The organism is Listeria sp. PSOL-1 (assembly GCF_902806445.1).
In the GTDB taxonomy this organism is placed as follows: Bacteria; Bacillota; Bacilli; order Lactobacillales; family Listeriaceae; genus Listeria.
This window is the reverse complement of record NZ_LR760298.1, coordinates 334,861-355,506: the sequence shown is the minus strand read 5'-3', so window position 1 is coordinate 355,506 and position 20,646 is coordinate 334,861. Positions and strand designations below refer to the sequence as shown.

The following is a 20,646-nucleotide window of genomic DNA, read 5'->3' as shown; positions in this document are numbered from 1 at the left end:
TCTCGATTTTTATCTTTTGGTTAATAACGAATGCTCATGTTTAAAGAAGTTGCTCCGTACTTCTTTTAGCTGCCTTATTCGCTTTTCTGCTATCTGATCGGCGGCATCAGCAGTGGTTATTTTTTCAGTATTCGCAAATTCGAATACTTTGCCAATCTGATCATAAATTTGATCAATCTTTTGCATTGCTCGTTCGTGATTATAATTGTTTAACTCATCAGCAATATTGATAACACCACCAGAATTAACAATATAATCCGGTGCATAAATGATTCCTTTTTCATTTATCATTTTGCCGTGTTTCTTTATATCTAAAAGTTGATTATTTGCGCTACCACAAATAACTTTTACCTTTAATTTTGGTATTGTATCATCATTTAAAATTCCACCAAGTGCGCATGGGGAAAAAATATCAGCATCAGCCTGATAAATTTCATCAGGAGCAACAGCCTTGGCCTCAAAGCGCTCAACAACCCTATCAACAGCTTCTTGATTAATATCCGTTACGATTAAATTAGCACCTTCTTGATCAAGCTGTTCACATAGAGAAAAGGCAACGTTGCCAACACCCTGAATTGCCACTGTCTTGCCCTTTAGTGAATCACTTCCATAAGCTTCTTTTGCACAGCGCTTCATTGCAGCAAGGATTCCACGTGCTGTCATCGGGCTTGGATTTCCAGATGACCCAAAGCTTTCTGACACACCTGTTACATAATCTGTCTCCTCATGGATATAATCCATGTCTTTAACTGTTGTCCCAACATCTTCAGCAATAATATAACGGCCATTTAGACTTTCTACAAAACGACCTAATGCTCTAAACATCGCTTCGCTTTTATCTTTTTTAGGATCGGCAATAATGACAGCTTTTTCTCCACCAAGGTCGAGCCCGGCTGCTGCATTTTTATATGTCATTCCACGAGATAGTCTTAGCACATCTTCTAATGCCGCTTCTTCTGATTCATAAGGCCACATACGACATCCACCTAGTGCTGGTCCAAGTGTTGTACTATGGACCGCAATGATCGCTTTTAACTCAGAAGTCTTATCTTGGCAAAATACTACTTGTTCATAATTATCTTTTTCCATCTTAGAAAATAACATAAAAATCCCCTTCCCTAGCTTTTATCATCATTCACTTTCATTATACGAGATCGTGATTTAAAAGCAAAAGCCTGGCATGCTTTATGTTAGAATTCATACTTTATATGTAGGCGGTTTCAAAAAATCAGGACTATAGTTTTAGTCATGTGATTCAAAAGTTAGCTTTTCTACGATTTTAATATCGGGATGTAAACTCATGACAACGGGACAAGCTTTTTTGACATACTTTAATGCGCTTTGTGCCTTTTCCTGGTCAGCTTCTGCTATATCAAGAAAAAAATGAATCGTAATTTCTTCAATGACATGAACTGCTTCGTCTAGGTTTTGCTTATAATCCACGTCCATCATAAGACTGTTCACTTTAATGCGCTTTTTTGTAAGCAATTTTACAAAAACATAACCACTACAAGCACTTGCAGCAGCAACAACCATTTGTACTGGAGAAAAGCCCTCCTCTTTAATTAATGGCCAATGAGCATCTGCATGAATAAGCTCAATTTTTTTCCCATTTTTAATTAATTTCACAAAGAATCCCTCCTTAAAAAATGATTATAGTCTTGACATGAATGAAAGTCAAAGATAAGAACAACTACTGAACGATAGCGGTAATCCCATTTTGCTCTGAAAAACACAATTTTAGGCCAACATTAGCATCTAGCTTTGCATAGTGTACAGCCCAGTAACGAATGGCTTGAACAAGCGAAAAATGATCCAGACTCTGAATGAGGTGATCTCCTTGCATGACATCAGCACCAAAACCTTTACTTCATCATACGTAAGAACAACTTCCACATCTTCTAGTGTCCTTCCTTTTTCATTTGTAAAAAAGACGATCACTGCATTTGAGATATTTCCTTCATCTAAAATTATCTTTTCACATGATCAAAAGTTTGTCGTTGTGTTACTGCTTCATTCCCGCGGCAACACTTCCATTTATTAAACAAGAAGAAGAGAAGACGAATAACAACATAGATTGCAAGCAGATTAACCATTAAGCCAAAAAACTGCCCAAACCAGGAAGTAAACCACCAAATAGTAAGCCAGCTAAGCTCTCTACCATTAGGCCTCCTAAAAAGCCTCTACCGCTCCGGTATTGTTTACCATTATTTGTAACTGGAGATTTTCGTGTTGTTGTATGATTATTTCCTGGATTAAAAGAACGCCGCGACGATCGGTAACCTTTTGCATCTGCTTTTGTTATTTGTTCGTATTTTGCTGGAACAATTTCATTTATTGCATTCCCTCCAATTGGTAAAAAGACAAGTCCTACAGATAGTAAAAACGCCATCATTTTTTTCATAGTGTTTCCTCCTTGATTTTGTAAAATAATAGAAAAAGACCTCACGTCTATAAGAAATAAACGTAAGATCTTGCAAACAATGTTAAAATTGCTAATTAAGCCGAGGAACTACATTCCCGTACTGACGACTTAATTATACTGCTACTCCCCTTAAGCTGGGTTTTATTTGAATAGGTTCATTATACTCCCATTTACTTTCCTAGTAAATCTTTTTTATTTACGCATTGAAACGGGCTTATCTAAAATTTCTTTCATGATAATGGCTTTTTTCTTTGTGCTAAGTAGGCTGGTTTTGTTGCTCAACCGATTCTCTTTCTCACTTCTTTTTTGTTGTAAGTTTTTTTGGGATAGAGGCTTTACCTCTTCTTTGACTACTTTTTTGTCGAGTTCTGGTTTTGGCGCTACTTTTTTCTTCGTTTGACTTTTCTTCTTTTCTTGAACAGATCTACTGTATAGTGAGATAACCCCTATTAAGATAATAAAAATGACGGGTAAAAGTCCCCAGTTAATGGACAAATGAAACACCTTCTTTCAAGCCACTTATTTGCTTAACTCTGAATCTTCACCGGCAATGGATTCGCGCATTGAAGTATCAGCTTGGACATTTTTCATTTGATAATAATCCATAACCCCAAGTTTTCCGCTTTCAAGAGCATGTGATAATGCCCGAGGAACCTCAGCTTCTGCTGCAACAACAGCAGCTCGATTTTCTTGTTCAAGCGCGATGGCCTCCGCTTTACGTTTTGAAGCGGCTGCTTGTGCAACTTCCATATCTGCATTCGCTTTTTCAATGTCTAGCTTTGCTTTAATGTTATCACCAATGCGCATTTCAGCTATATCAATAGACAAAATTGCATAAGCTGTTCCATCTCCAAGTCCTTGTTGTTGAACTTTTTTAGAAATGCTATTAGGATTTTCTAAAACATCGGTATGCTCGCGCGTTTCACCAACTGTTGACACAACTGCTTCACCAACACGCGCGATAACAGTGTCTTCACCTGCTCCTCCAACAATTCGTTCAATATTGGATTGGACTGTAATTTGAGTGATCACTTTTACTTCAACGCCATTTTGGGCAACGCCTGTAAATTCTGGAGTTCGGATAACTTTAGGTGTTACTGAGGTTTGCACGGCTTCAAGGACATCACGGCCAGCTAAATCAATCGCTGCAGCTCGACTAAAATCAAGCTCAATATTCGCTCTATGGGCTGCAATTAACGCATCAACTGTATTATCGACATCTCCACCAGCCAAATAATGACTTTCTAATTGATTAACCTCTAAATCAAGTCCTGCTTTAATTGCTTTAATTAGTGGCTTTACAACACGAGAGGGAATAACCCTACGCAGTCGCATTCCAATTAAAGTCCCTAATCCTACAGGGACACGTGCAGAAATAGCACTAATCCAAAGCCCTACAGGAACGAGCGAGAAAAAAGCAATCAACACGATAACAATAAGTAAAATGATAATCATTGATCCAATATACATTTAATCTTCCTCCGTTCGATTTTCACTGACTATAATATAACCGGTATCTATACCAGTAGCAATAACGGATGCTCCTACATCTAAGTAGCCATATCTAAGCCGCGCTTCATAAATTTCATTTTCTATTTCAACACGACCAATTGGTTTAAGTGTTGTAATTGCTTTTCCTACTTTTCCTTGCACTTTATCTTGTAATAACTTCATGCGTTCAAACTCCCGGTCCTCCAAAACCCCTCTGTGAATAAAGCCAAAAGAGTCACCGTATACAAAATCGTCGTCTGAAAAGTCATGTTTCATGCCATCACCTTCCTTTTACTTGTATGCCTACTTTAACCATACATGAAAACGCTTATGTTTACAAATTTTTTTAAAATAAAAAAAGAATCTGCCCACGTGGACAGATTCGGTCTGTTCAATATCTATGTAGTTATTTTTTTTGAACACGATCTTTAAGTCCTTTACCTGGACTAAATGCTGCAACTCTACGAGCAGGGATTTCGATTTCTTCTCTAGTACGTGGGTTGCGCCCTTTACGAGCCGCACGCTCACGAGTTTCAAAAGTACCAAAACCGATTAATTGAATCTTTTCGCCTGCAGCTAAATTTTCTTGAATAGTTTCTAAAGTAGCTTCTAAAGCTTTAGCAGCGTCTTTTTTGGAAAGGTTAGTTTTTTCAGCAATAGCATTAACTATATCTTGTTTATTTGCCATTTTGTTTTTCACCTCCTTATAGAGAAGTAATCCAAAATAAGCAGGTCTCAACCATTACCTGTCTATTTCTTTTCCAAAACAGCAAAACCCGTATGGAAAAATTGGATGAATCGATACCGAAATGGCTTAATTACAAGCCTTATCAGTAATTCTGATAAAAGAGTATCACATAATCCTCACAACTGCAAGGATTTACACTAGATTGATATTATTTTGATCTTTTTCTATACACGATTTTAAGACAAAAACGCGATAATATCAATCTGCTAACCATAATAGTAACTGGGAAATGGCATAATAGCAAGCAAAACCATCGAATGAGCCAAAAATGGTTCTTTTTTCATAAAAATAATGCTTAAATCTAGGCTATTCTAGCAATAATGCTTGTAATTTTTGTTTCATTTCTGCCGTTATGCCAATGCCTTCCTCAATGTAACGCTCAACGGAACCGTAAGTTTTGCGCATCTCATCAAAAGCGATTTCTAAATAAGAAGGTCTCGCTTCAGCCATAGGGCGGAAATTTTCTAAATTAATTTTTTCATCAGATGCACCAAATTGCTGCAATAGCCGATCCATTTCGGCTAAAATTTGATCGCTATATTGATTGGTTATTTGATAATCAGTAAAAATATCAGTTTCATTTACATCTAGTACTTTTAATAGCAAAGCGCCTAATACGCCTGTTCGATCTTTCCCAGCTGTACAGTGAAATAGAAAAGGAACCCCCCCATCCTGTAACAATAAATCAAAAATGACTTTAAACTCTGCTGTAGAGTCTACAAATACACGATAACTATCGCCCATAAGTGGTTCATAGATTGTTTTATCATTTCCTAAACTAGTGGTTTTAGAATCGTTTGTTGCTGTACCAATTGCAATATGCCGATCGTCTACCCCAGCAATCTCTTGCGTCGGCTCCGCTTGCACCTCTTTATCACTACGCAAATCACAAATCCATTTAATGCCTAAATGTTTCATCTCTGTTATATCATTTTCTGTCAGATTGACTAAATTACCTGAGCGAAATAATTTGCCCCATTTTACACGTCGCCCATTTGCCGATGAATAGCCACCCATATCTCGAAAGTTGAAGGTGCCTTCCATTTTGATCGTGCGTTCGCTTACAACGGTTGTTTCTCCATTGTTTTGTTTTAAAATAAAATAAAGTGGTTTGACATTCGTATAATTGGCAGAAAACTCTGTTTGATTAGCTTGTATTGTACCAATTAACTCACTTGTATTGCTTAATTCAGGTGCCTCACTTTGAAATATCTCTGTCCCTGTTGGAAACTCTCCTTTTGACCAAGTAATGTGATATGCTGCTTTTTGTGCTTCTACTTTTAACATACTCTGACCTCCTTCGTATTATCTACCCTAAAAAGCACAATTTGAATCGAGCACTTCGAATTGTGTCTTTTATTAAAATTTTTCTTTTTCTTCTTTTTTTGCTCTCCCCATTAAACGGTCCACAGCAACTTGTGGATTTTGATTCTCGAAAAGAATTTGATAGATTGCTTTTGAAATTGGCATCTCAATTTGTAATTTGTTCGCCCATGTATTAACGGCTTTTGCTGTTCGAACGCCTTCAACAACCATCCCCATATTATCTAGCACTTCTGTTAACTTTTTGCCTTTACCAAGCATGTTCCCGGCTCTCCAGTTACGCGAATGAACACTTGTACAGGTTACGATCAAATCGCCAATACCCGTTAAGCCATAAAAAGTTTGCGGCTCAGCACCTACTGCTGCACCAAGCCTCGTAATTTCAGCCATTCCACGGGTCATAAGCGCTGCCTTCGCATTATCTCCGTATCCTAAGCCGTCAGAAATACCAGCTCCAAGTGCAATAATATTTTTAAGGGCTCCACCAATTTCTGCACCAATAACATCAGTATTTGTATAAATTCGCAAGTTATGATTAGCAAAAATATCTTGTACTTTCTTAGCTAGCATAGTATCTTTACTACTTGCAGAAAGAGTTGTTGGCTTGCGTTTTGCCACTTCTTCAGCATGGCTAGGTCCAGATAAAACTACAATTCCTTGTCTGTTTTCAAGAGAAATTTCTTGGGCTAAAACTTCTGACATACGTAAATTAGTGTCCGGCTCAATCCCCTTACTTACGTGAACGATAATTTTAGGTTCAGTTAAAACCGTATTGAGGTGCTCCGAAACAGAACGCATTGCGCTTGTTGGCACAGCAATAACAATGATTTCGGCACCTTGTGTTGCTTGTTCAAGCGAGAGCGTTGCAGTAATTTTCGCAGGAAGAGAAATGCTTTTTAAATAATGACCATTTGTATGCTGTTCATTTATTTCTTGAATAATTTCTGCGTTATTCCCCCAAATTACTGTATTATGACCATTATCAGCTAGAACGAGTGCAAGTGCTGTTCCCCAACTACCTGCGCCAAGTATAGCTACTTTTTGCTCTTTTGCCATCATTTAAACCACCTTCAAAAAATTATTTTCGTTGTCTTGCAATAAGACGAATCGGCGTTCCTTCAAAAGGAAAGGCTTCACGAATTCTATTTTCTAAAAAGCGCTCATAAGAAAAATGCAACAATTCTGGTTCATTCACAAAAACAACAAAAGTTGGAGGTTTAACAGCTACTTGTGTTGTATAAAAAATCTTTAACCGTTTCCCTTTATCCATAGGTGCTGGATTCATTGCCACAGCATCACTAATCACATCATTCAACATGCTACTTTGGACGCGTAAAGTATGATTTTCACTCACCTGATTGATCACTGGGAATAAATTAGTTAAGCGTTTTTTCGTTATTGCGGATACAAAAACAATCGGTGCATAGGATAAAAATTGGAATTGCTCGCGAATATCTTCAGTAAAGGCTTTCATTGTTTTTTCATCTTTTTCAATGGCATCCCACTTATTCACAACGATAATAAGCGCACGCCCAGCATCATGAGCATATCCAGCAATACGTTTATCTTGTTCTCGAATGCCTTCTTCTGCATTTAAAACAACTAAAACAACGTCTGAGCGCTCAATCGCACGCATCGCTCGAAGGACACTATATTTTTCAGTGCTTTCATATACTTTCCCTTTCTTACGCATGCCAGCTGTATCAATCATAACATATTCTTGCTCTTCAAATGTATAACTCGTATCAATCGCATCACGCGTTGTGCCGGCAACATTTGAAACGATCACGCGCTCTTCGCCAAGTAGGGCGTTAACAAGGGATGATTTACCCACATTTGGGCGGCCAATTAATGAAAATTTAATTACATCTTCACCGTACTCATCAGCGATATCTTTTGGAAAATGGGAACGCGCCGCATCCAATAAATCACCTAATCCTAAGCCATGCGATCCCGAAATTGGATAGGGATCACCAAAACCAAGCGAATAAAAATCATAAAGTTGATCTCGCATTTCCGGATTATCAATTTTATTTACAGCTAAGATGACGGGTTTATTTGAACGATATAAGATTTTAGCCACTTGTTCATCAGCATCAGTGACACCTTCACGTCCATTTACAATAAAAATAATAACATCAGCTTCATCAATAGCAATTTCAGCTTGTGCGCGAATCTGTTTTAAAAATGGCTCATCACTTAAATCAATGCCACCTGTATCAATGATATTAAAATTTTGCCCAAGCCACTCTGCTGTATTATAAATTCGATCACGTGTTACTCCAGGAACATCTTCAACAATGGAGACACGCTCACCAACAATACGGTTAAAAATAGTTGATTTACCAACGTTTGGACGGCCTACAATTGCCATAACAGGTTTTGCCATCGTTTCACCTTCTTTTTCTTTTAAAATCCTGTTTGTTAGACTTTCTTTAGTTTATCAGTAAATGTGGTTAGTGGCAACATAAAAAAACAACCTAGCATTACTGGGCTGCTTCATTTTCATGATTGATGATTTCTATAGCGCTATAAAAACGATGGTTAACTTAGCAAAATACAGGTCCAGCATTTTTCATAGCATACACTTCTGTACGAATTGGGTTATTTACTTTAACAAAGCAAAAACACTCCTGTTGATTCACAACATTGAGTGTTTCCTAAAACGGAGAAAGAGGGATTTGAACCCTCGCGCCGCGTAAACGACCTACACCCTTAGCAGGGGCGCCTCTTCAGCCACTTGAGTATTTCTCCATATAAAGCTCCACAGGCAGGACTCGAACCTGCGACCGATCGGTTAACAGCCGATTGCTCTACCAACTGAGCTACTGTGGAATAATAGAGCATTTAAACTGCAATTTCTATTATAATCAGCTTCCAAGGAAAAAGCAAGCAAAAGTGAGAAATTTTAATCGCTGTTCTTCCTCTTTTTACTCGCCTATCTTCACTTTTGACTCGCCTATATATTTCAACTTTCCACCACAATTTCCACAACGATATTTGGCTACGTTAAACTTCCTTCTTCTTAAAAAAACTTGCCGACATTTTTCACAGCTATATTGTTGCACTTTTACTTCTCGCTTAAGCGGTTTAGAGAAACGCGGTGCATCTACTTCTTGCAAAAGCTTTTTAAAATCCTGATCACGATGCCGGTAACCTTTATTCTCCAAATGCAGATGATAATGACAAAGTTCATGGCGCATAATACTCATAAAGTAATCTAAACCACATTCAGCTAAATAGCTTGGATTCATTTCAATATCGTGGCTTAAAAGTAAGTATCTGCCGCCTGTCGTTTTTAACCTTGCATTAAATCTAGCTTTATGTTTAAATTTTTTTTTAAAATAATGAAGTGAAACCTGTTCCATTAGTTGTTGCAATTCGTCATTATTCATTTTTATCTTGTGATGGGTTAAGCATTGTTAGCGCAATGCGGTTTTTTATTAAATCTACCTCATCTACCCAGACCGTTACAATATCTCCAACGGATACGACGTCTAAAGGATTTTTTACAAAGGAAGAGGTTAATTTTGAAATATGAACGAGTCCATCTTGTTTCACACCGATATCAACGAATGCACCAAAGGCAACGACATTTCGGACAGTTCCTTCTAATTCCATGCCTGTTTTTAAATCTTCCATTGAGATAACATTTTGTTTTAATAACGGTGCAGGTAACTCCTCACGCAGATCTCGTCCTGGAGCGCTCAAATCGGCAATAATATCTTGTAATGTTTCTACCCCAATATCTAGTGTTTCAGCTAATTGCTTTTGATCCAAATCGCTTAAAACTGTTTTTAACTCATCGCTCCCAATCGATTCTAAAGTCGATCCAGCTGTTTTGATAATTTGTTTGGCGGCGGAATAACTTTCTGGATGAATGGCTGTTTTATCAAGTGGGTTTTCCCCTTCCAAAATACGCATGAAGCCGATGCTTTGTTCATACGATTTTGCACCTAAACGTGGTACTTTTTTTAGTTCACCACGTGAAGTAAATGAGCCATTTTCTTCACGATATTTACGAATGTTATTTGCGACTGTTTTATTCAATCCAGCAACATACTGTAAAAGTGAGGCAGAGGCGGTATTCACATTGACTCCTACCTGGTTTACAGCGGTTTCAACTACAAATGTGAGTGCTTCTGTTAATTTTTTTTGTGACACATCATGTTGATATTGCCCAACACCAACAGATTTCGGATCAATTTTAACAAGTTCAGCCAAAGGATCTTGCAGCCTGCGCCCGATTGAAACAGCACTTCTTTCTTCTACTTGGTAATCTGGAAATTCAGCACGGGCAACTTCACTTGCAGAATAAACGCTTGCACCTGCTTCGCTCACAATACAATAAGAGGCTTTTTCATTTGTTTCAGCAAGTACTTCTGCAACAAATTTTTCAGTCTCACGTGAAGCGGTACCATTACCGATTGCAATGATTTCAATTTGATATTTTGTTTGACCTGAATGTGGGTAGATAACACCAATTTCTAGTACCTTTCCAGTTTGATCAAGGACGGCAAGCTTACAACCAGTGCGATAAGCGGGATCCACACCTAACATAATTTTTCCTTTAAGCGGTGGTTGTAGGAGCAATTTACGTAGGTTTGCTGCAAAAATTTCGATGGCATGATTTTCTGCCACTTCAGTTAACTCTGCACGAATTTCACGCTCAATAGCTGGTGCAATAAAACGCTTGTAAGCATCTTGAATAGCGAGTTCTACCCGTGAACTTGCTTCGTTTGCTTTTCCTTTAATTAAATGATTGCGGAAATAATCAAAGATTTTAGTTGTGTCCACTTGAATGCCAACACGTAAAATCCCTTCTCTTTCACCGCGGTTAAAAGCAAGTGTGCGGTGACTTGCGATTTTTGTGATCATTTCTTGATAATCATAGTACATTTCATAGACTTTCTTTTCATCACTTTCGGGTTTTTTCGCAGTAGAAAGAATCATCCCGAATTTACGTGTGAAATCGCGCGTCCATTTACGATATTCTGCTTCATCGCCAATTTTTTCTGCCATAATTTCATGAGCGAAAAGAAGCGCTTCTTCGGCTGTTTTTACTTCTTTTTCAGCTGAAATAAACTTTTCTGCTTCCATTTCTGGACTGCCACTTTCTAATTTAAAGAGCCAATTCGCAAGTGGCTCCAGTCCTTTTTCCTTAGCGATCGTTGCTTTTGTTCTCTTCTTTTGTTTATATGGCCGGTAAATATCTTCTAGTGTTTGTTGCTTTTTTGTTTGGCGAATTTTAGCCTCTAATTCAGGAGTTAGCTTTTCCTGCTCAGCGATTAAGCGAATGATTTCTTCTTTTCTTGTTGCTAATTTAAGCTCATATTGATAGGTTTCTTCAATATTCCGAATGGCTACTTCATCTAAGCTTCCTGTCATTTCTTTACGATAACGTGCGATAAAAGGTACCGTATTTCCTTCATCCATTAATTTAATAACCGCATCAATATTTTTTTTCGGGTATGCTAATTGATTATAGATCTGCTGCATTGTTTTATCATCTTTCATTCTGGTGGCTTCCTCCTTATAAATTAACGATGAGCTTGGGACATAATGCGAATTTACGTAGGTGCTACATTTCGAACATGACAAATCGAGCGAAAGCGTTTGTATTTAAGAGGGCTGGCCAATCTCTTAGATACAAGCGCTTATCGCCGATTGATTTTGTTTATGTAACCTTGGGAAATTTTCCTAAAATAAATGTAACATCATCGCTTGGTTTTTCTTTGATTGTTTGTTCGATTAGATTTCCTGTCTTCTCTGTGCTAAGTGATGACTTTAAATAAGTTTGTACATGTTCAAGAACCAAACCATCAGAATACATTAAAAACTTTGTATCATACTGAAACTGGTATTCTTTCACCTTAAAACGCTTGGGTCCGCCAGATAAATATCCCTTTGTTGATAATGGATAGATTAGCTTATCTGACGGCCCAAGCGCAAAAAAGCGAATATTTCCCATGCCGCTATAAGTAATCCGCGCATGAGGTAAGTCGCACTTAACCACTGCAATAGCTGCCCCGCGAAGAGAAAAAACGGCTGTGTTTGCACGTTCCATTAATGTTAAAACGTCCTCTTCGGGGGCTTCTTTAATTGCATTAATCGCTGCCTTAGCTGCTTTATTAGCTTCAGTACCGCTTCCAAGCCCATCAGCTATCACACACAAAAACGTATCATTCGATTGATGGAAATAATACATGTCCCCAGAGCAAGTTTGCAAAGCTTTCGCTCTTTGAAAAGTAAACAATTCCATTTTAGCAAAAGCATCATTGGTTGTTTTAGACATTCTTATTCCACTTCCTCGTTTTGCAGTGCTTCCTGCAGTTTTTTTATAGCTTGGCGTTGAATTCGCGAAACGTGCATTTGTGAAATATCAAGAAGTGCTCCGGTCTCTTTTTGACTCCTATTTTCAATAAAAGTATATTGTAATATTTTTTGTTCACGTTCGTCTAATACGGGAAGCACTTTTTCAAGTAACATTCTTTGATTGACTTGTTCAAAGCCATCATCTTCATTTCCAACAACATCAAGTAACGTGATTGTGCTGCCATCAGAATCAGCTTCAATGGAATGGTCAACGGAAAGCGCTTGATAACTTTTCCCCATTTCCATTGCTTCAAGAACTTCCTCTTCTGTTGCACCAATATGATTTGCGATATCACTAATTTGTGGTGAGCTTTGGAGTTCTCGTGTGAGTTCTTCAACAGCGTTTTTTATTTTAGGGCCAAGTTCTTTAATACGTCTTGGCACATGAACACTCCATGTTTTATCGCGCAAAAAACGCTTAATTTCACCAACGATTGTTGGAACAGCAAAAGCCTCAAAACTTTTACCAAATGTTGCATCGTAACGTCTAATCGCGCCAAGCAAACCGATATTTCCCACTTGCACTAAATCTTCATGAAAAGATTTACCTTGGGAATACTTGCGAGCAATTGATTCAACTAAATTCTTATAGTGAACAACGAGTTCATATTGCGCTTGTTCGTCACCATCTTCTTGATAAGCTTTAATCCACTCATATACTTTTTCTTTAGCGTCCTTATCAGGTTGAGACACTCTCTGCATTCTCCTCCACCTGCTTCTCATTGATATATTTGGTCATTACAACGGAAACACCTTTTTTATGATAAAACTTTACGTCATCCATTAATGTTTCAATTAAAAACAGTCCTAAACCACCAATGCGCAAAACTTCGTGCTCTTCACTCACTTCATATGGTCCAATTTCGTCACGCTTAGCTTCAAAATCAAAACTTTCTCCGCGATCGGTAACAATGACATCAATCTTATCTTGATATATCTTAAACTCTACTTTTATTTCACCTTCACCGGTTTCTTTAAAAGCATGTTTAACAGAATTAGTAATGGCTTCACTTACGGCAATTTTTAAGTCTTCAATAGCTTCATAAGAAAAACCTGCTTGACTCGCAATTCCGGAAAGCGCCAATCTTCCTAACTTAACATATTCTGGCTTGGCAGGTAACGTTAATTCAATTTTGTCACACATTGTTGCCATTCGCTTCACCCTCTTTTTTGATTTCAATAATATCTGATAGTCCAGTGATTTCAAAAAGACGGTATAAACGTTCTGGTAATCCGACTAAAATAAGTTCACTGTTATTTGCACGAAGGCATTTATACATGCCAACAAATACACCTAGACCGGTAGAATCCATGTAACCGACGTCAGCTAAATCAACACGTAGTTCAAAATCTTTTTCTTCTTGATATTTTTCAAGATTTTCTTTTAGTTTAGGTGCTGTATAGGCGTCTATTTCACCCCTAATGAAGGCTTCTACGTGCTTTTCATCTTGTTCGTTAATCTTAATATCGATATTCATTATTTCACCCCATCAATTTCGGTATACTAAGGCTCTTTACCCAATTTTATTTTTTTCAAACCTTATTTCGTTCGCTTGATACAAATTAAAGTAAAATCATCATGCAATGTGAAATTCTGCATTTTAAGAAGTTGGTTGTAGACTTCTTCTACCATTGCTTGCGTATTTAAGCTCAAATTTTTTGTGAATAAATCAATTAATACTTCTCGTTCAATGAAGCCTTGTTCCGTCCGTGCTTCGGTTACGCCATCAGACATAATAACAATCATATCTCCTGGTTGAACACTTTTTTCAAAGCTGCGATAGCTTGTTTCGCGATCTATGCCAAGTGGAAGCCCTCTTGCATAAAGATCAGAGAAGGATTGTTCGTTTGCCTGATAGTAAAGCCCTACTTCATGGCCTGCTGATCCAAATTCAAAAAGATGTGTGTCATCATGATACAAGCCGTAAAACATCGTAATGAACATGCTATCGTTGATATTTTCTTCCACGACTTTGTTTAGTTCTTTTAAAACAATAGAAGGTGTTCGCTCTTTTTCATCTAGGCCAGTTAGTGCATATTTTATCATCGATGTACTAAATGCTGCTGGGATTCCTTTACCAATTACATCAGCTAGTGCGATGCCAATCCCTGTTTTTGTGTCTTCGATGAAACTGTAATAATCACCACTCATTTGTCTAGCCGCAATACTAACAACACCAAACTCTACATCTTCACGGTGCGGTGTTTCTGATTCCATTAGTGTTTTTTGCATTGTTTCTGCTTGGGCAATTTCATTTTGTAGCTTCTTTTGCTCACTTCTAAGGCTAATGTGTTCAAGATAGGCTAACCCGTAACCAACCATTGTTTCCAGTAACACATCGAATGACTTTTTGACATAATTTGACAATTCTGTATCATAATCTTCTAAGGCAGATCGGTGAATATTGATAATTTCTTCTGGTGGAATTTTATCTTCCATTGCTTCTTTTGTTAATTTTTCACAGCTATAAAGAATCTCTTCGTCTTGATGCTTTAAATATTCAAACAGAATTTTTTTATATTTTCTAGCAAAATTCTTCTTTTCCATTGAATGCAGTTCCCCCTACCGAACCCACTTAATTGCTTTGATGACGGTTCCCTTACTTTCCCCGTCTGCCTTAGATTCAATATCGAAACTATCCATTAAACGCTTTACACCAGGAAGACCAGCTCCTAGCCCTCCTGATGTTGTATAGCCATCTTGCATAACTTTGCGAATGTCTAAAATTCCTGGACCACTATCTTTTGCGGTAATTTCTAAGCCTGTTTTTCTTGATTCCGAAATGCGTGAAATACAAATCTCACCACTTCCAGCATAAAGAAAAATATTTCGCGCAAGTTCGCTAATTGCAGTTGTAATTCTTGCCTGATCTACTGTACCAAAACCTATTTCCTTTGAAAATTTTCTTCCAATTTGTCTTGCAGCTACAATATCCCATTCATTTATAATTTTTACACAGGATTGGAATTCCATCTTTATTCCCCCAATTCCTGTTTCAATTTTTCAAGGCCACTTTCTAAATCCATTGCTGATAGCACACCTTCAAAGACTATACCTAACTCAATTAATGTAATGGCTACTGCTGGTTGGATCCCAGTGACGACAACCTTTGCGCCCATCAATCTAGACATGCTGACAACATCACCTAGGATTTTTGCAATAAATGAATCAATAAAGTCAATAGACGTAATATCAATAACTACTCCTCTGGCTGTGGTTTCATGGATTTTAGCTAGCAGATCTTCTTGAAATTCAATTGCTGTATGATCATCCAATTCACTTTGGATCGAAATTAATAAACATTCACCTAATTTAAGTATTGGAATCCCCACAGTCTCACTCCTCTTTTTCAATGATCTCTCTATTTGTTAAAGCTAGTGCGCGCTCTATCCCTTTTTTTATTGTGTTTGTTGTAATGATCTGATTAAGCTCGATTCCAAGTGCCACGATAGTTTGCGCAATTTCTGGTCGAATTCCTACAAGCATGGCTTGACACCCGACAAGACGAGCGGCTTCTGCGGCCTGAATAATATGATGTGCAACCATTGTATCGACAACGGGTACACCTGTTATATCAATCAAAACAACTTCAGAACGATTTTTTACAACGCCCATGAGTAAATTTTCGATAATTAGCTTGGCTCGTTCAGTATCAATTGTACCTATAAGAGGCATTACTGATATTTTGTCGAAAATAGGTAAAAGCGGTGCTGAAAGTTCTTGAAGTGCTGTTTTTTGGATGTCCACTGTTTTTTCAAAGGTGGTTGCATAAGCTGTTATAATTTGATTATACATCGAAGAAAGCCAATTTCCAAAGAGATAATAACCATCTTTTTCTAGATCTTCTTCATACTTTAAAAAATTTTCTTGTCCACGTATTTTTTTGTAAACAAGCAGACCGAAAACTTTAAGCCCAATTGTAACAAAATGAACAGGCCAATTAATACTTACGATCTTTTCGGCATAATTATCAAGCTTTTCAAAAAACATACTGCTTGCTTCTGTAACGTTTGAAACAAGTAGGTCAATAAACTCTTTACTTGTTTCTTCATACATCTCTTCTTTTGTGATATCGACAATACGCGGATCGGTTTGCTGCTTCATTTCTTCCATCCATTCTTCTAATAAAACCGTATCGTTTTGACGAATGAACTTTGCAAAGTTGTTATACATTATTTATTTTCTCAACCTTTCCTGATAAACTCTTATGTTTCTTAGAGGAGCTAGCTACTTTTTGAAAAAACCTGGCATAGGAAACATTTTACTGCGATAATATGCAGTTTGTTTGTGTTTCCTATGTCAGGTATTTCAGACATTGAATTATTTCTTATGTAATATAATACCCTAAAACTTGTCAAGCTTAGAATAAACATTTGTCTTGCTGCGCGAATCATTTGCCCTGCTTTCATCATCCTATTTTATTACGATGGGGACTAATTGGATTTGGTCAAAATTCCACTACACCAAGACTTATTTCGACTGCTTTATTTACCTTTTCCATTAGCTCATCGTCCAGATGGGTAATCTTATCCGTTAAACGTTGCTTATCAATGGTTCGGATTTGTTCAAGTAAAATAACGGAATCCCGATCAAATCCATTTTTTTTGGTAGCTTCAACATGAGTTGGCAACTTTGCTTTTTGAATCTTTGCAGTAATTGCAGCTACAACAACGGTTGGACTAAACCGATTGCCAATATCATTCTGAATGATGAGAACAGGCCGTATTCCCCCTTGCTCGCTCCCGACCACGGGGGAAAGATCCGCGTAGTAAACATCACCACGCTTCACCAACTGCCTAACCTCCTAATATTTCCATACTTTTTGTTTCTGCTTCCGCTTCAACATGCGTGCATTCACTAGAAATAGCAAAGTTAATCGTTGCCATTTCAGTATATCCCTTTTCCATTTCGTCACGTAGCTCACGTGCTTTTTTTTGTTCGATAAACTGTTTCGTAGCTTCTCTAATCACTTCGCTTCGCCCCACTTTTTCTTTTTTTACGACTGAATCTAGTTCTTGCATGAGTTCCTCAGTTAACGTAACTGAGATTTCTGTTTCACATTCTCTCTCTAACACGTTTGGCACCCCCAAAGCTGCATACATGTTTATAACAATACCATCGTACCACTCCAAGCGCTTGAAGAAAAGTAATTTCCTTTAATTTTTCTATTTTTTAGCTATTAGTCCTAAGAATAAGCACAAGCTTTCGTCCTATATCTAGTTAAATGGGATGAAATTCATCTTTTTGTTCGGAAGTCTGATAGATACGCTTTAAACGTTCACTTAGCATACATATCACTTCATAATTGATCGTATTTAAATGGTCTGCTATGTCATCTGCACTTACTTGAACTCCGCTACTCTCCCCAATTATAGTTACTACCGTTCCAACTGGGAATTCATAGGGCAACCTAATCGTTATTTGATCCATGCAAACACGTCCGATAATTTCTGCTTTTATGCCGTTTATTAAGACATGAAAGCCTGAATAGTGACGAATAATTCCATCTGCATAGCCAATTGGAAGTGTGGCTATCCATTCTTCATTTTTTGCCGTATAAGTAGCCCCGTAGCTAACGTGATCACCTTTTTTTAACTTTTTGACTTGAACCATTTTGGTATAAAGCGATAAAGCTGGCGCGAGTTTAAACGGCAATATATCTGCAATTTCGGTGGAGGGAGTTAAGCCATACATTGCAATGCCAAACCGTACAACATTACATTCCAAATGCTCATGAAGTAGACTATCAGCTGAATTAGCTACATGAACATAACGTGGTTTTTTATCTAACGTTTGCAAAATTTCATCAAACCGTTGTATCTGTTTATTGAAATAGCTCATATCTTTTTGATCAGCTGTAGCAAAATGAGTAAAGATTCCTTCTAACGATAAACGATGATCATTTTTTACTTGATGGATAGCTTTTACTACCTCTTCTTTTGATCGCACGCCAAGTCGGCCCATTCCCGTATCCACTTTTAAATGGATATTTAAATTTCCGTCAAACACTAAGTCCTCTAGCCAGTTAAGATCAAATAGCGTAATTGAAATTTGAAATTTTGCAGCAAGCGCTACGTCTTCTTTTCTTACTGCTCCTAATACTAAAATCGGCATGTCAAGAAAACCATTTTCTCTTAACGCCAATGCTTCATCTAAAATAGCAACGCAAAAACCTGTAGCTCCTGCTTCTTTTGCAGCTTTTGCTACTTCAATGATTCCATGTCCATAGGCATTCGCTTTAACAACGGCCCAAATCGACGTGTTTTCTGGTAAGCGTTTTTGTTCATTTTGAATATTTTTTTTAATCCTTGTTAAATCGACTTCAATCCATGTATCACGGTGCCAACCGACAACCATCTTGTTACCTCTTTTCCTTATGTTCAATAATAACTTGAGCAGCTACTGAGTATTCAGTATGTGTAATACTGAGAAAGATGTTTTCATCAGCAAGGTCTGGTTTTAACAAAATGGGGCGACCACCTTTTAACTGTAAAACTTCAATGTCAAGAAAGCTAAGATGTGCTCCAAGTCCAGTACCGTTTGCTTTTGCATACGCTTCTTTTACGGCAAATCGTCCAGCTAGGAATTCCATTTGACGCTGTCCGGTATATTTATGATATAACAATTGCTCTTTCTCTGTTAAAATTCGTTCAACAAAGCGTGGATTATTTGTCACAGCTCGGCGAATCCGGTCAATATCAATCATATCAAGACCAATACCTTTGATCATGTCAATTTTCCACCTCGTTAATAATTTGTCTTGCTTGATTTTGTGCGAGATCAATACAATCAGGAATTCCTATCCCTACATAGCTCATACCAGCAAAATAAACACCTGGATAATTCGCCCGCAAATTATCTGTAAGCGCTAAAAGTCTCTCTTTATGCCCCACCTTATATGTAGGCATTGCATGCGCCATTCGGCTAACTTCTGCAAATAAAGGTACATCCGTAAGCCCCATCATTTCCTTATAGTCTTGAATTACAAAATCAATTAACGTATCATCTGAATGCCCACTAATTTCATCTTCGCCCATTTTGCCGATGAAACCTCGAAGTAACATTTTATCTTTTGGAACCATATGCGGCCATTTCTTTGCTACCCAAGTACAGGCCGTTGTCTTATATGGTTTTGTTCTAGCAACTAGATAACCTGTTCCTTCAGGTAAATCAGCTTGGCGATCGTAAGCAAGAGAAATGGTGGCAAGTGTTGTAAGTGGTTGGTTTACAAAAGGGGCTGCTGTCTTTTCATCCGTTAATTCAATGAGTGTATCATGTGTTGCAGCAACAAGCACATAATCCGCTTCTTCCTTCGTACCATCAGTGAAACTTATACTATAACTTGAACCTTTTTTAGTAATCTTTTTTGCTTTTTTTGCAGAATGAAGATGCTCTTTAGGTAAAGCAGACACAAGGGCTGCTGGTAGTTCAGAAAAACCACCTTCTAGCGTTCGGAAAGCACCAATTGTATTTTTTGTATTTGTCGTATTCATATTGCTATTTTGAGGAACTTTAAGTCCTTTCATCAAACTTCCTGCTTTCTCAATGGCTTGCTCAAATTGCGGAAAGGTAGCACGCAAACTCATTTGAAAAATATCCCCAGCATAAATTCCTGAAAGAAGTGGTTCAATCAAGCATTTAACAAGCTCAGAACCAAATCGCGCCTCAAAAAATTCGCCAAGTGATTGATCTTCATCTTTACTTTGATAAGGAAGGGTTGCCTCCATTAATGCTCGTTTTTTTCCAATTTCAGAGATTAATGTACTCTTTAAAAGCGCAGCTTCATCAGTAGGAATCCCCATAACAGAACCTTCTGGGATAGGATGAAGCTGCTTTTCGTGATAGACAAACGATTGGCCAGTTGCATTGACAATTAATTTATCGGTTAAGCCCAATTCTTCAATAAGGGCTAGTCCAGCAGGTTTCCTTGCCAAAAATGAATCTGGTCCTTTTTCAACAATAAAGCCTTCACGCTTCACTGTTTCAAATTTCCCACCAAATGAAGAATGACTTTCATAAAGGTCCCACTTCAATTGATTAGAAGCTGCTTTTTCCAAAGTATAAGCGGCAGCAAGACCAGACAAGCCACCACCGATAATCATGATGCGTTTCATATTTTCTATCACCTCGTTTTTAGTTGTCTTTATTTTAGCATATATTCGCGTATGTTTTCATATAAAAAACTGTAAACAAATAACATAAATCTAGTGTTTTAGGTTTACGTTAGGCTGTTAGGCATGCCAAATTTAATCTCCATTCAGAAATTTTATATCGACAGCTCTA

Annotated in this window: 26 protein-coding genes and 2 tRNA genes; all 28 read right to left on the bottom strand. The window is 37.6% G+C overall.

What is annotated here, in order from left to right:
- Positions 1-9: 9 nt before the first annotated feature.
- Positions 10-1,104 carry a Glu/Leu/Phe/Val dehydrogenase gene (locus G6Q10_RS01745; protein WP_163652245.1) on the bottom strand — a complete coding sequence of 365 codons (1,095 nt, stop codon included), beginning with the start codon at positions 1,102-1,104 and terminating at the stop codon, positions 10-12.
- Between the two features lie 138 nt (positions 1,105-1,242).
- Positions 1,243-1,629 carry an OsmC family protein gene (locus G6Q10_RS01740; protein ID WP_163652243.1) on the bottom strand — a complete coding sequence of 129 codons (387 nt, stop codon included), beginning with the start codon at positions 1,627-1,629 and terminating at the stop codon, positions 1,243-1,245.
- Between the two features lie 64 nt (positions 1,630-1,693).
- On the bottom strand, positions 1,694-1,846 hold the full coding sequence (locus G6Q10_RS10060; RefSeq protein ID WP_232057836.1) for a hypothetical protein: 153 nt from the start codon (positions 1,844-1,846) through the stop codon (positions 1,694-1,696).
- Positions 1,847-2,095: 249 nt separating this feature from the next.
- A complete protein-coding gene (locus G6Q10_RS10050) occupies positions 2,096-2,404 on the bottom strand; it encodes a hypothetical protein (RefSeq protein ID WP_232057774.1) in 309 nt (102 codons plus the stop codon).
- Between the two features lie 213 nt (positions 2,405-2,617).
- Positions 2,618-2,920 (bottom strand): hypothetical protein, encoded by a 303-nt coding sequence (locus G6Q10_RS01730; protein ID WP_163652241.1) that lies wholly within the window; start codon positions 2,918-2,920, stop codon positions 2,618-2,620.
- Positions 2,921-2,944: 24 nt separating this feature from the next.
- Positions 2,945-3,895: a flotillin-like protein FloA gene (gene floA, locus G6Q10_RS01725; RefSeq protein ID WP_163652239.1), complete on the bottom strand. Its 951-nt coding sequence runs from the start codon at positions 3,893-3,895 to the stop codon at positions 2,945-2,947.
- The gene (locus G6Q10_RS01720) at positions 3,896-4,192 is read right to left on the bottom strand and encodes an NfeD family protein (RefSeq protein WP_163652237.1); all 297 of its coding nucleotides are present in this window, start codon (positions 4,190-4,192) and stop codon (positions 3,896-3,898) included.
- Positions 4,193-4,322: 130 nt separating this feature from the next.
- Entirely contained in the window at positions 4,323-4,604 is a 282-nt protein-coding gene (locus G6Q10_RS01715; RefSeq protein WP_163652235.1) for an HU family DNA-binding protein, read from the bottom strand.
- A gap of 366 nt (positions 4,605-4,970) precedes the next feature.
- Positions 4,971-5,951 (bottom strand): tyrosine-protein phosphatase, encoded by a 981-nt coding sequence (locus tag G6Q10_RS01710; protein WP_163652233.1) that lies wholly within the window; start codon positions 5,949-5,951, stop codon positions 4,971-4,973.
- A gap of 72 nt (positions 5,952-6,023) precedes the next feature.
- On the bottom strand, positions 6,024-7,043 hold the full coding sequence (locus G6Q10_RS01705) for an NAD(P)H-dependent glycerol-3-phosphate dehydrogenase (protein ID WP_163655657.1): 1,020 nt from the start codon (positions 7,041-7,043) through the stop codon (positions 6,024-6,026).
- A 22-nt stretch (positions 7,044-7,065) separates the two neighbouring features.
- Positions 7,066-8,376: a ribosome biogenesis GTPase Der gene (der, locus tag G6Q10_RS01700; protein ID WP_163652231.1), complete on the bottom strand. Its 1,311-nt coding sequence runs from the start codon at positions 8,374-8,376 to the stop codon at positions 7,066-7,068.
- 277 nt (positions 8,377-8,653) lie between these two features.
- Positions 8,654-8,741, bottom strand: a tRNA-Ser gene (locus tag G6Q10_RS01695).
- A gap of 8 nt (positions 8,742-8,749) precedes the next feature.
- Positions 8,750-8,822 (bottom strand) — tRNA-Asn (locus G6Q10_RS01690).
- 95 nt (positions 8,823-8,917) lie between these two features.
- Entirely contained in the window at positions 8,918-9,382 is a 465-nt protein-coding gene (locus G6Q10_RS01685) for a SprT family protein (protein WP_163652229.1), read from the bottom strand.
- Entirely contained in the window at positions 9,375-11,504 is a 2,130-nt protein-coding gene (locus G6Q10_RS01680; protein WP_163652227.1) for a Tex family protein, read from the bottom strand. Before G6Q10_RS01680 ends, G6Q10_RS01685 begins: the two co-directional genes overlap by 8 nt.
- Positions 11,505-11,664: 160 nt before the next feature.
- Positions 11,665-12,282: a SpoIIE family protein phosphatase gene (locus G6Q10_RS01675; RefSeq protein WP_163652225.1), complete on the bottom strand. Its 618-nt coding sequence runs from the start codon at positions 12,280-12,282 to the stop codon at positions 11,665-11,667.
- A gap of 2 nt (positions 12,283-12,284) precedes the next feature.
- Entirely contained in the window at positions 12,285-13,064 is a 780-nt protein-coding gene (sigB, locus tag G6Q10_RS01670; RefSeq protein WP_163652223.1) for an RNA polymerase sigma factor SigB, read from the bottom strand.
- Positions 13,042-13,515 (bottom strand): anti-sigma B factor RsbW, encoded by a 474-nt coding sequence (gene rsbW / locus G6Q10_RS01665; RefSeq protein ID WP_163652221.1) that lies wholly within the window; start codon positions 13,513-13,515, stop codon positions 13,042-13,044. Before rsbW ends, sigB begins: the two co-directional genes overlap by 23 nt.
- Positions 13,499-13,840, bottom strand: coding sequence for an STAS domain-containing protein (locus tag G6Q10_RS01660; protein ID WP_163652219.1), 342 nt, complete (start codon positions 13,838-13,840; stop codon positions 13,499-13,501). Before G6Q10_RS01660 ends, rsbW begins: the two co-directional genes overlap by 17 nt.
- Positions 13,841-13,902: 62 nt before the next feature.
- Positions 13,903-14,910: a PP2C family protein-serine/threonine phosphatase gene (locus G6Q10_RS01655; RefSeq protein ID WP_163652217.1), complete on the bottom strand. Its 1,008-nt coding sequence runs from the start codon at positions 14,908-14,910 to the stop codon at positions 13,903-13,905.
- 15 nt (positions 14,911-14,925) lie between these two features.
- The gene (locus G6Q10_RS01650) at positions 14,926-15,336 is read right to left on the bottom strand and encodes an anti-sigma regulatory factor (protein WP_163652215.1); all 411 of its coding nucleotides are present in this window, start codon (positions 15,334-15,336) and stop codon (positions 14,926-14,928) included.
- A 2-nt stretch (positions 15,337-15,338) separates the two neighbouring features.
- Entirely contained in the window at positions 15,339-15,695 is a 357-nt protein-coding gene (locus tag G6Q10_RS01645) for an STAS domain-containing protein (RefSeq protein WP_163652213.1), read from the bottom strand.
- A 4-nt stretch (positions 15,696-15,699) separates the two neighbouring features.
- Complete coding sequence (locus G6Q10_RS01640; RefSeq protein ID WP_163652211.1) at positions 15,700-16,536, bottom strand: STAS domain-containing protein; 837 nt, start codon at positions 16,534-16,536, stop codon at positions 15,700-15,702.
- Between the two features lie 274 nt (positions 16,537-16,810).
- A complete protein-coding gene (locus G6Q10_RS01635; protein ID WP_163652209.1) occupies positions 16,811-17,155 on the bottom strand; it encodes a type II toxin-antitoxin system PemK/MazF family toxin in 345 nt (114 codons plus the stop codon).
- Between the two features lie 4 nt (positions 17,156-17,159).
- A complete protein-coding gene (locus G6Q10_RS01630; protein ID WP_163652207.1) occupies positions 17,160-17,438 on the bottom strand; it encodes a CopG family ribbon-helix-helix protein in 279 nt (92 codons plus the stop codon).
- A gap of 145 nt (positions 17,439-17,583) precedes the next feature.
- Positions 17,584-18,720, bottom strand: coding sequence for an alanine racemase (alr, locus tag G6Q10_RS01625; RefSeq protein ID WP_163652205.1), 1,137 nt, complete (start codon positions 18,718-18,720; stop codon positions 17,584-17,586).
- Positions 18,721-18,724: 4 nt separating this feature from the next.
- Positions 18,725-19,093, bottom strand: coding sequence for a holo-ACP synthase (acpS, locus tag G6Q10_RS01620; protein WP_163652203.1), 369 nt, complete (start codon positions 19,091-19,093; stop codon positions 18,725-18,727).
- A 1-nt stretch (position 19,094) separates the two neighbouring features.
- Positions 19,095-20,477 (bottom strand): protoporphyrinogen oxidase, encoded by a 1,383-nt coding sequence (gene hemG / locus G6Q10_RS01615; protein ID WP_163652201.1) that lies wholly within the window; start codon positions 20,475-20,477, stop codon positions 19,095-19,097.
- Positions 20,478-20,646 lie beyond the last annotated feature (169 nt).

What these genes read in the sequence shown, in the direction of transcription:
- G6Q10_RS01745 (WP_163652245.1), bottom strand. Translation starts at nt 1,104, where the DNA reads ATGTTATTTTCTAAGATGGAAAAAGATAATTATGAACAAGTAGTATTT.
- G6Q10_RS10060 (WP_232057836.1), bottom strand. Translation starts at nt 1,846, where the DNA reads ATGCAAGGAGATCACCTCATTCAGAGTCTGGATCATTTTTCGCTTGTT.
- G6Q10_RS10050 (WP_232057774.1), bottom strand. Translation starts at nt 2,404, where the DNA reads ATGAAAAAAATGATGGCGTTTTTACTATCTGTAGGACTTGTCTTTTTA.
- floA (WP_163652239.1), bottom strand. Translation starts at nt 3,895, where the DNA reads ATGTATATTGGATCAATGATTATCATTTTACTTATTGTTATCGTGTTG.
- G6Q10_RS01720 (WP_163652237.1), bottom strand. Translation starts at nt 4,192, where the DNA reads ATGAAACATGACTTTTCAGACGACGATTTTGTATACGGTGACTCTTTT.
- G6Q10_RS01715 (WP_163652235.1), bottom strand. Translation starts at nt 4,604, where the DNA reads ATGGCAAATAAACAAGATATAGTTAATGCTATTGCTGAAAAAACTAAC.
- G6Q10_RS01710 (WP_163652233.1), bottom strand. Translation starts at nt 5,951, where the DNA reads ATGTTAAAAGTAGAAGCACAAAAAGCAGCATATCACATTACTTGGTCA.
- G6Q10_RS01705 (WP_163655657.1), bottom strand. Translation starts at nt 7,043, where the DNA reads ATGGCAAAAGAGCAAAAAGTAGCTATACTTGGCGCAGGTAGTTGGGGA.
- der (WP_163652231.1), bottom strand. Translation starts at nt 8,376, where the DNA reads ATGGCAAAACCTGTTATGGCAATTGTAGGCCGTCCAAACGTTGGTAAA.
- G6Q10_RS01685 (WP_163652229.1), bottom strand. Translation starts at nt 9,382, where the DNA reads ATGAATAATGACGAATTGCAACAACTAATGGAACAGGTTTCACTTCAT.
- G6Q10_RS01680 (WP_163652227.1), bottom strand. Translation starts at nt 11,504, where the DNA reads ATGAAAGATGATAAAACAATGCAGCAGATCTATAATCAATTAGCATAC.
- G6Q10_RS01675 (WP_163652225.1), bottom strand. Translation starts at nt 12,282, where the DNA reads ATGTCTAAAACAACCAATGATGCTTTTGCTAAAATGGAATTGTTTACT.
- sigB (WP_163652223.1), bottom strand. Translation starts at nt 13,064, where the DNA reads ATGCAGAGAGTGTCTCAACCTGATAAGGACGCTAAAGAAAAAGTATAT.
- rsbW (WP_163652221.1), bottom strand. Translation starts at nt 13,515, where the DNA reads ATGGCAACAATGTGTGACAAAATTGAATTAACGTTACCTGCCAAGCCA.
- G6Q10_RS01660 (WP_163652219.1), bottom strand. Translation starts at nt 13,840, where the DNA reads ATGAATATCGATATTAAGATTAACGAACAAGATGAAAAGCACGTAGAA.
- G6Q10_RS01655 (WP_163652217.1), bottom strand. Translation starts at nt 14,910, where the DNA reads ATGGAAAAGAAGAATTTTGCTAGAAAATATAAAAAAATTCTGTTTGAA.
- G6Q10_RS01650 (WP_163652215.1), bottom strand. Translation starts at nt 15,336, where the DNA reads ATGGAATTCCAATCCTGTGTAAAAATTATAAATGAATGGGATATTGTA.
- G6Q10_RS01640 (WP_163652211.1), bottom strand. Translation starts at nt 16,536, where the DNA reads ATGTATAACAACTTTGCAAAGTTCATTCGTCAAAACGATACGGTTTTA.
- alr (WP_163652205.1), bottom strand. Translation starts at nt 18,720, where the DNA reads ATGGTTGTCGGTTGGCACCGTGATACATGGATTGAAGTCGATTTAACA.
- acpS (WP_163652203.1), bottom strand. Translation starts at nt 19,093, where the DNA reads ATGATCAAAGGTATTGGTCTTGATATGATTGATATTGACCGGATTCGC.
- hemG (WP_163652201.1), bottom strand. Translation starts at nt 20,477, where the DNA reads ATGAAACGCATCATGATTATCGGTGGTGGCTTGTCTGGTCTTGCTGCC.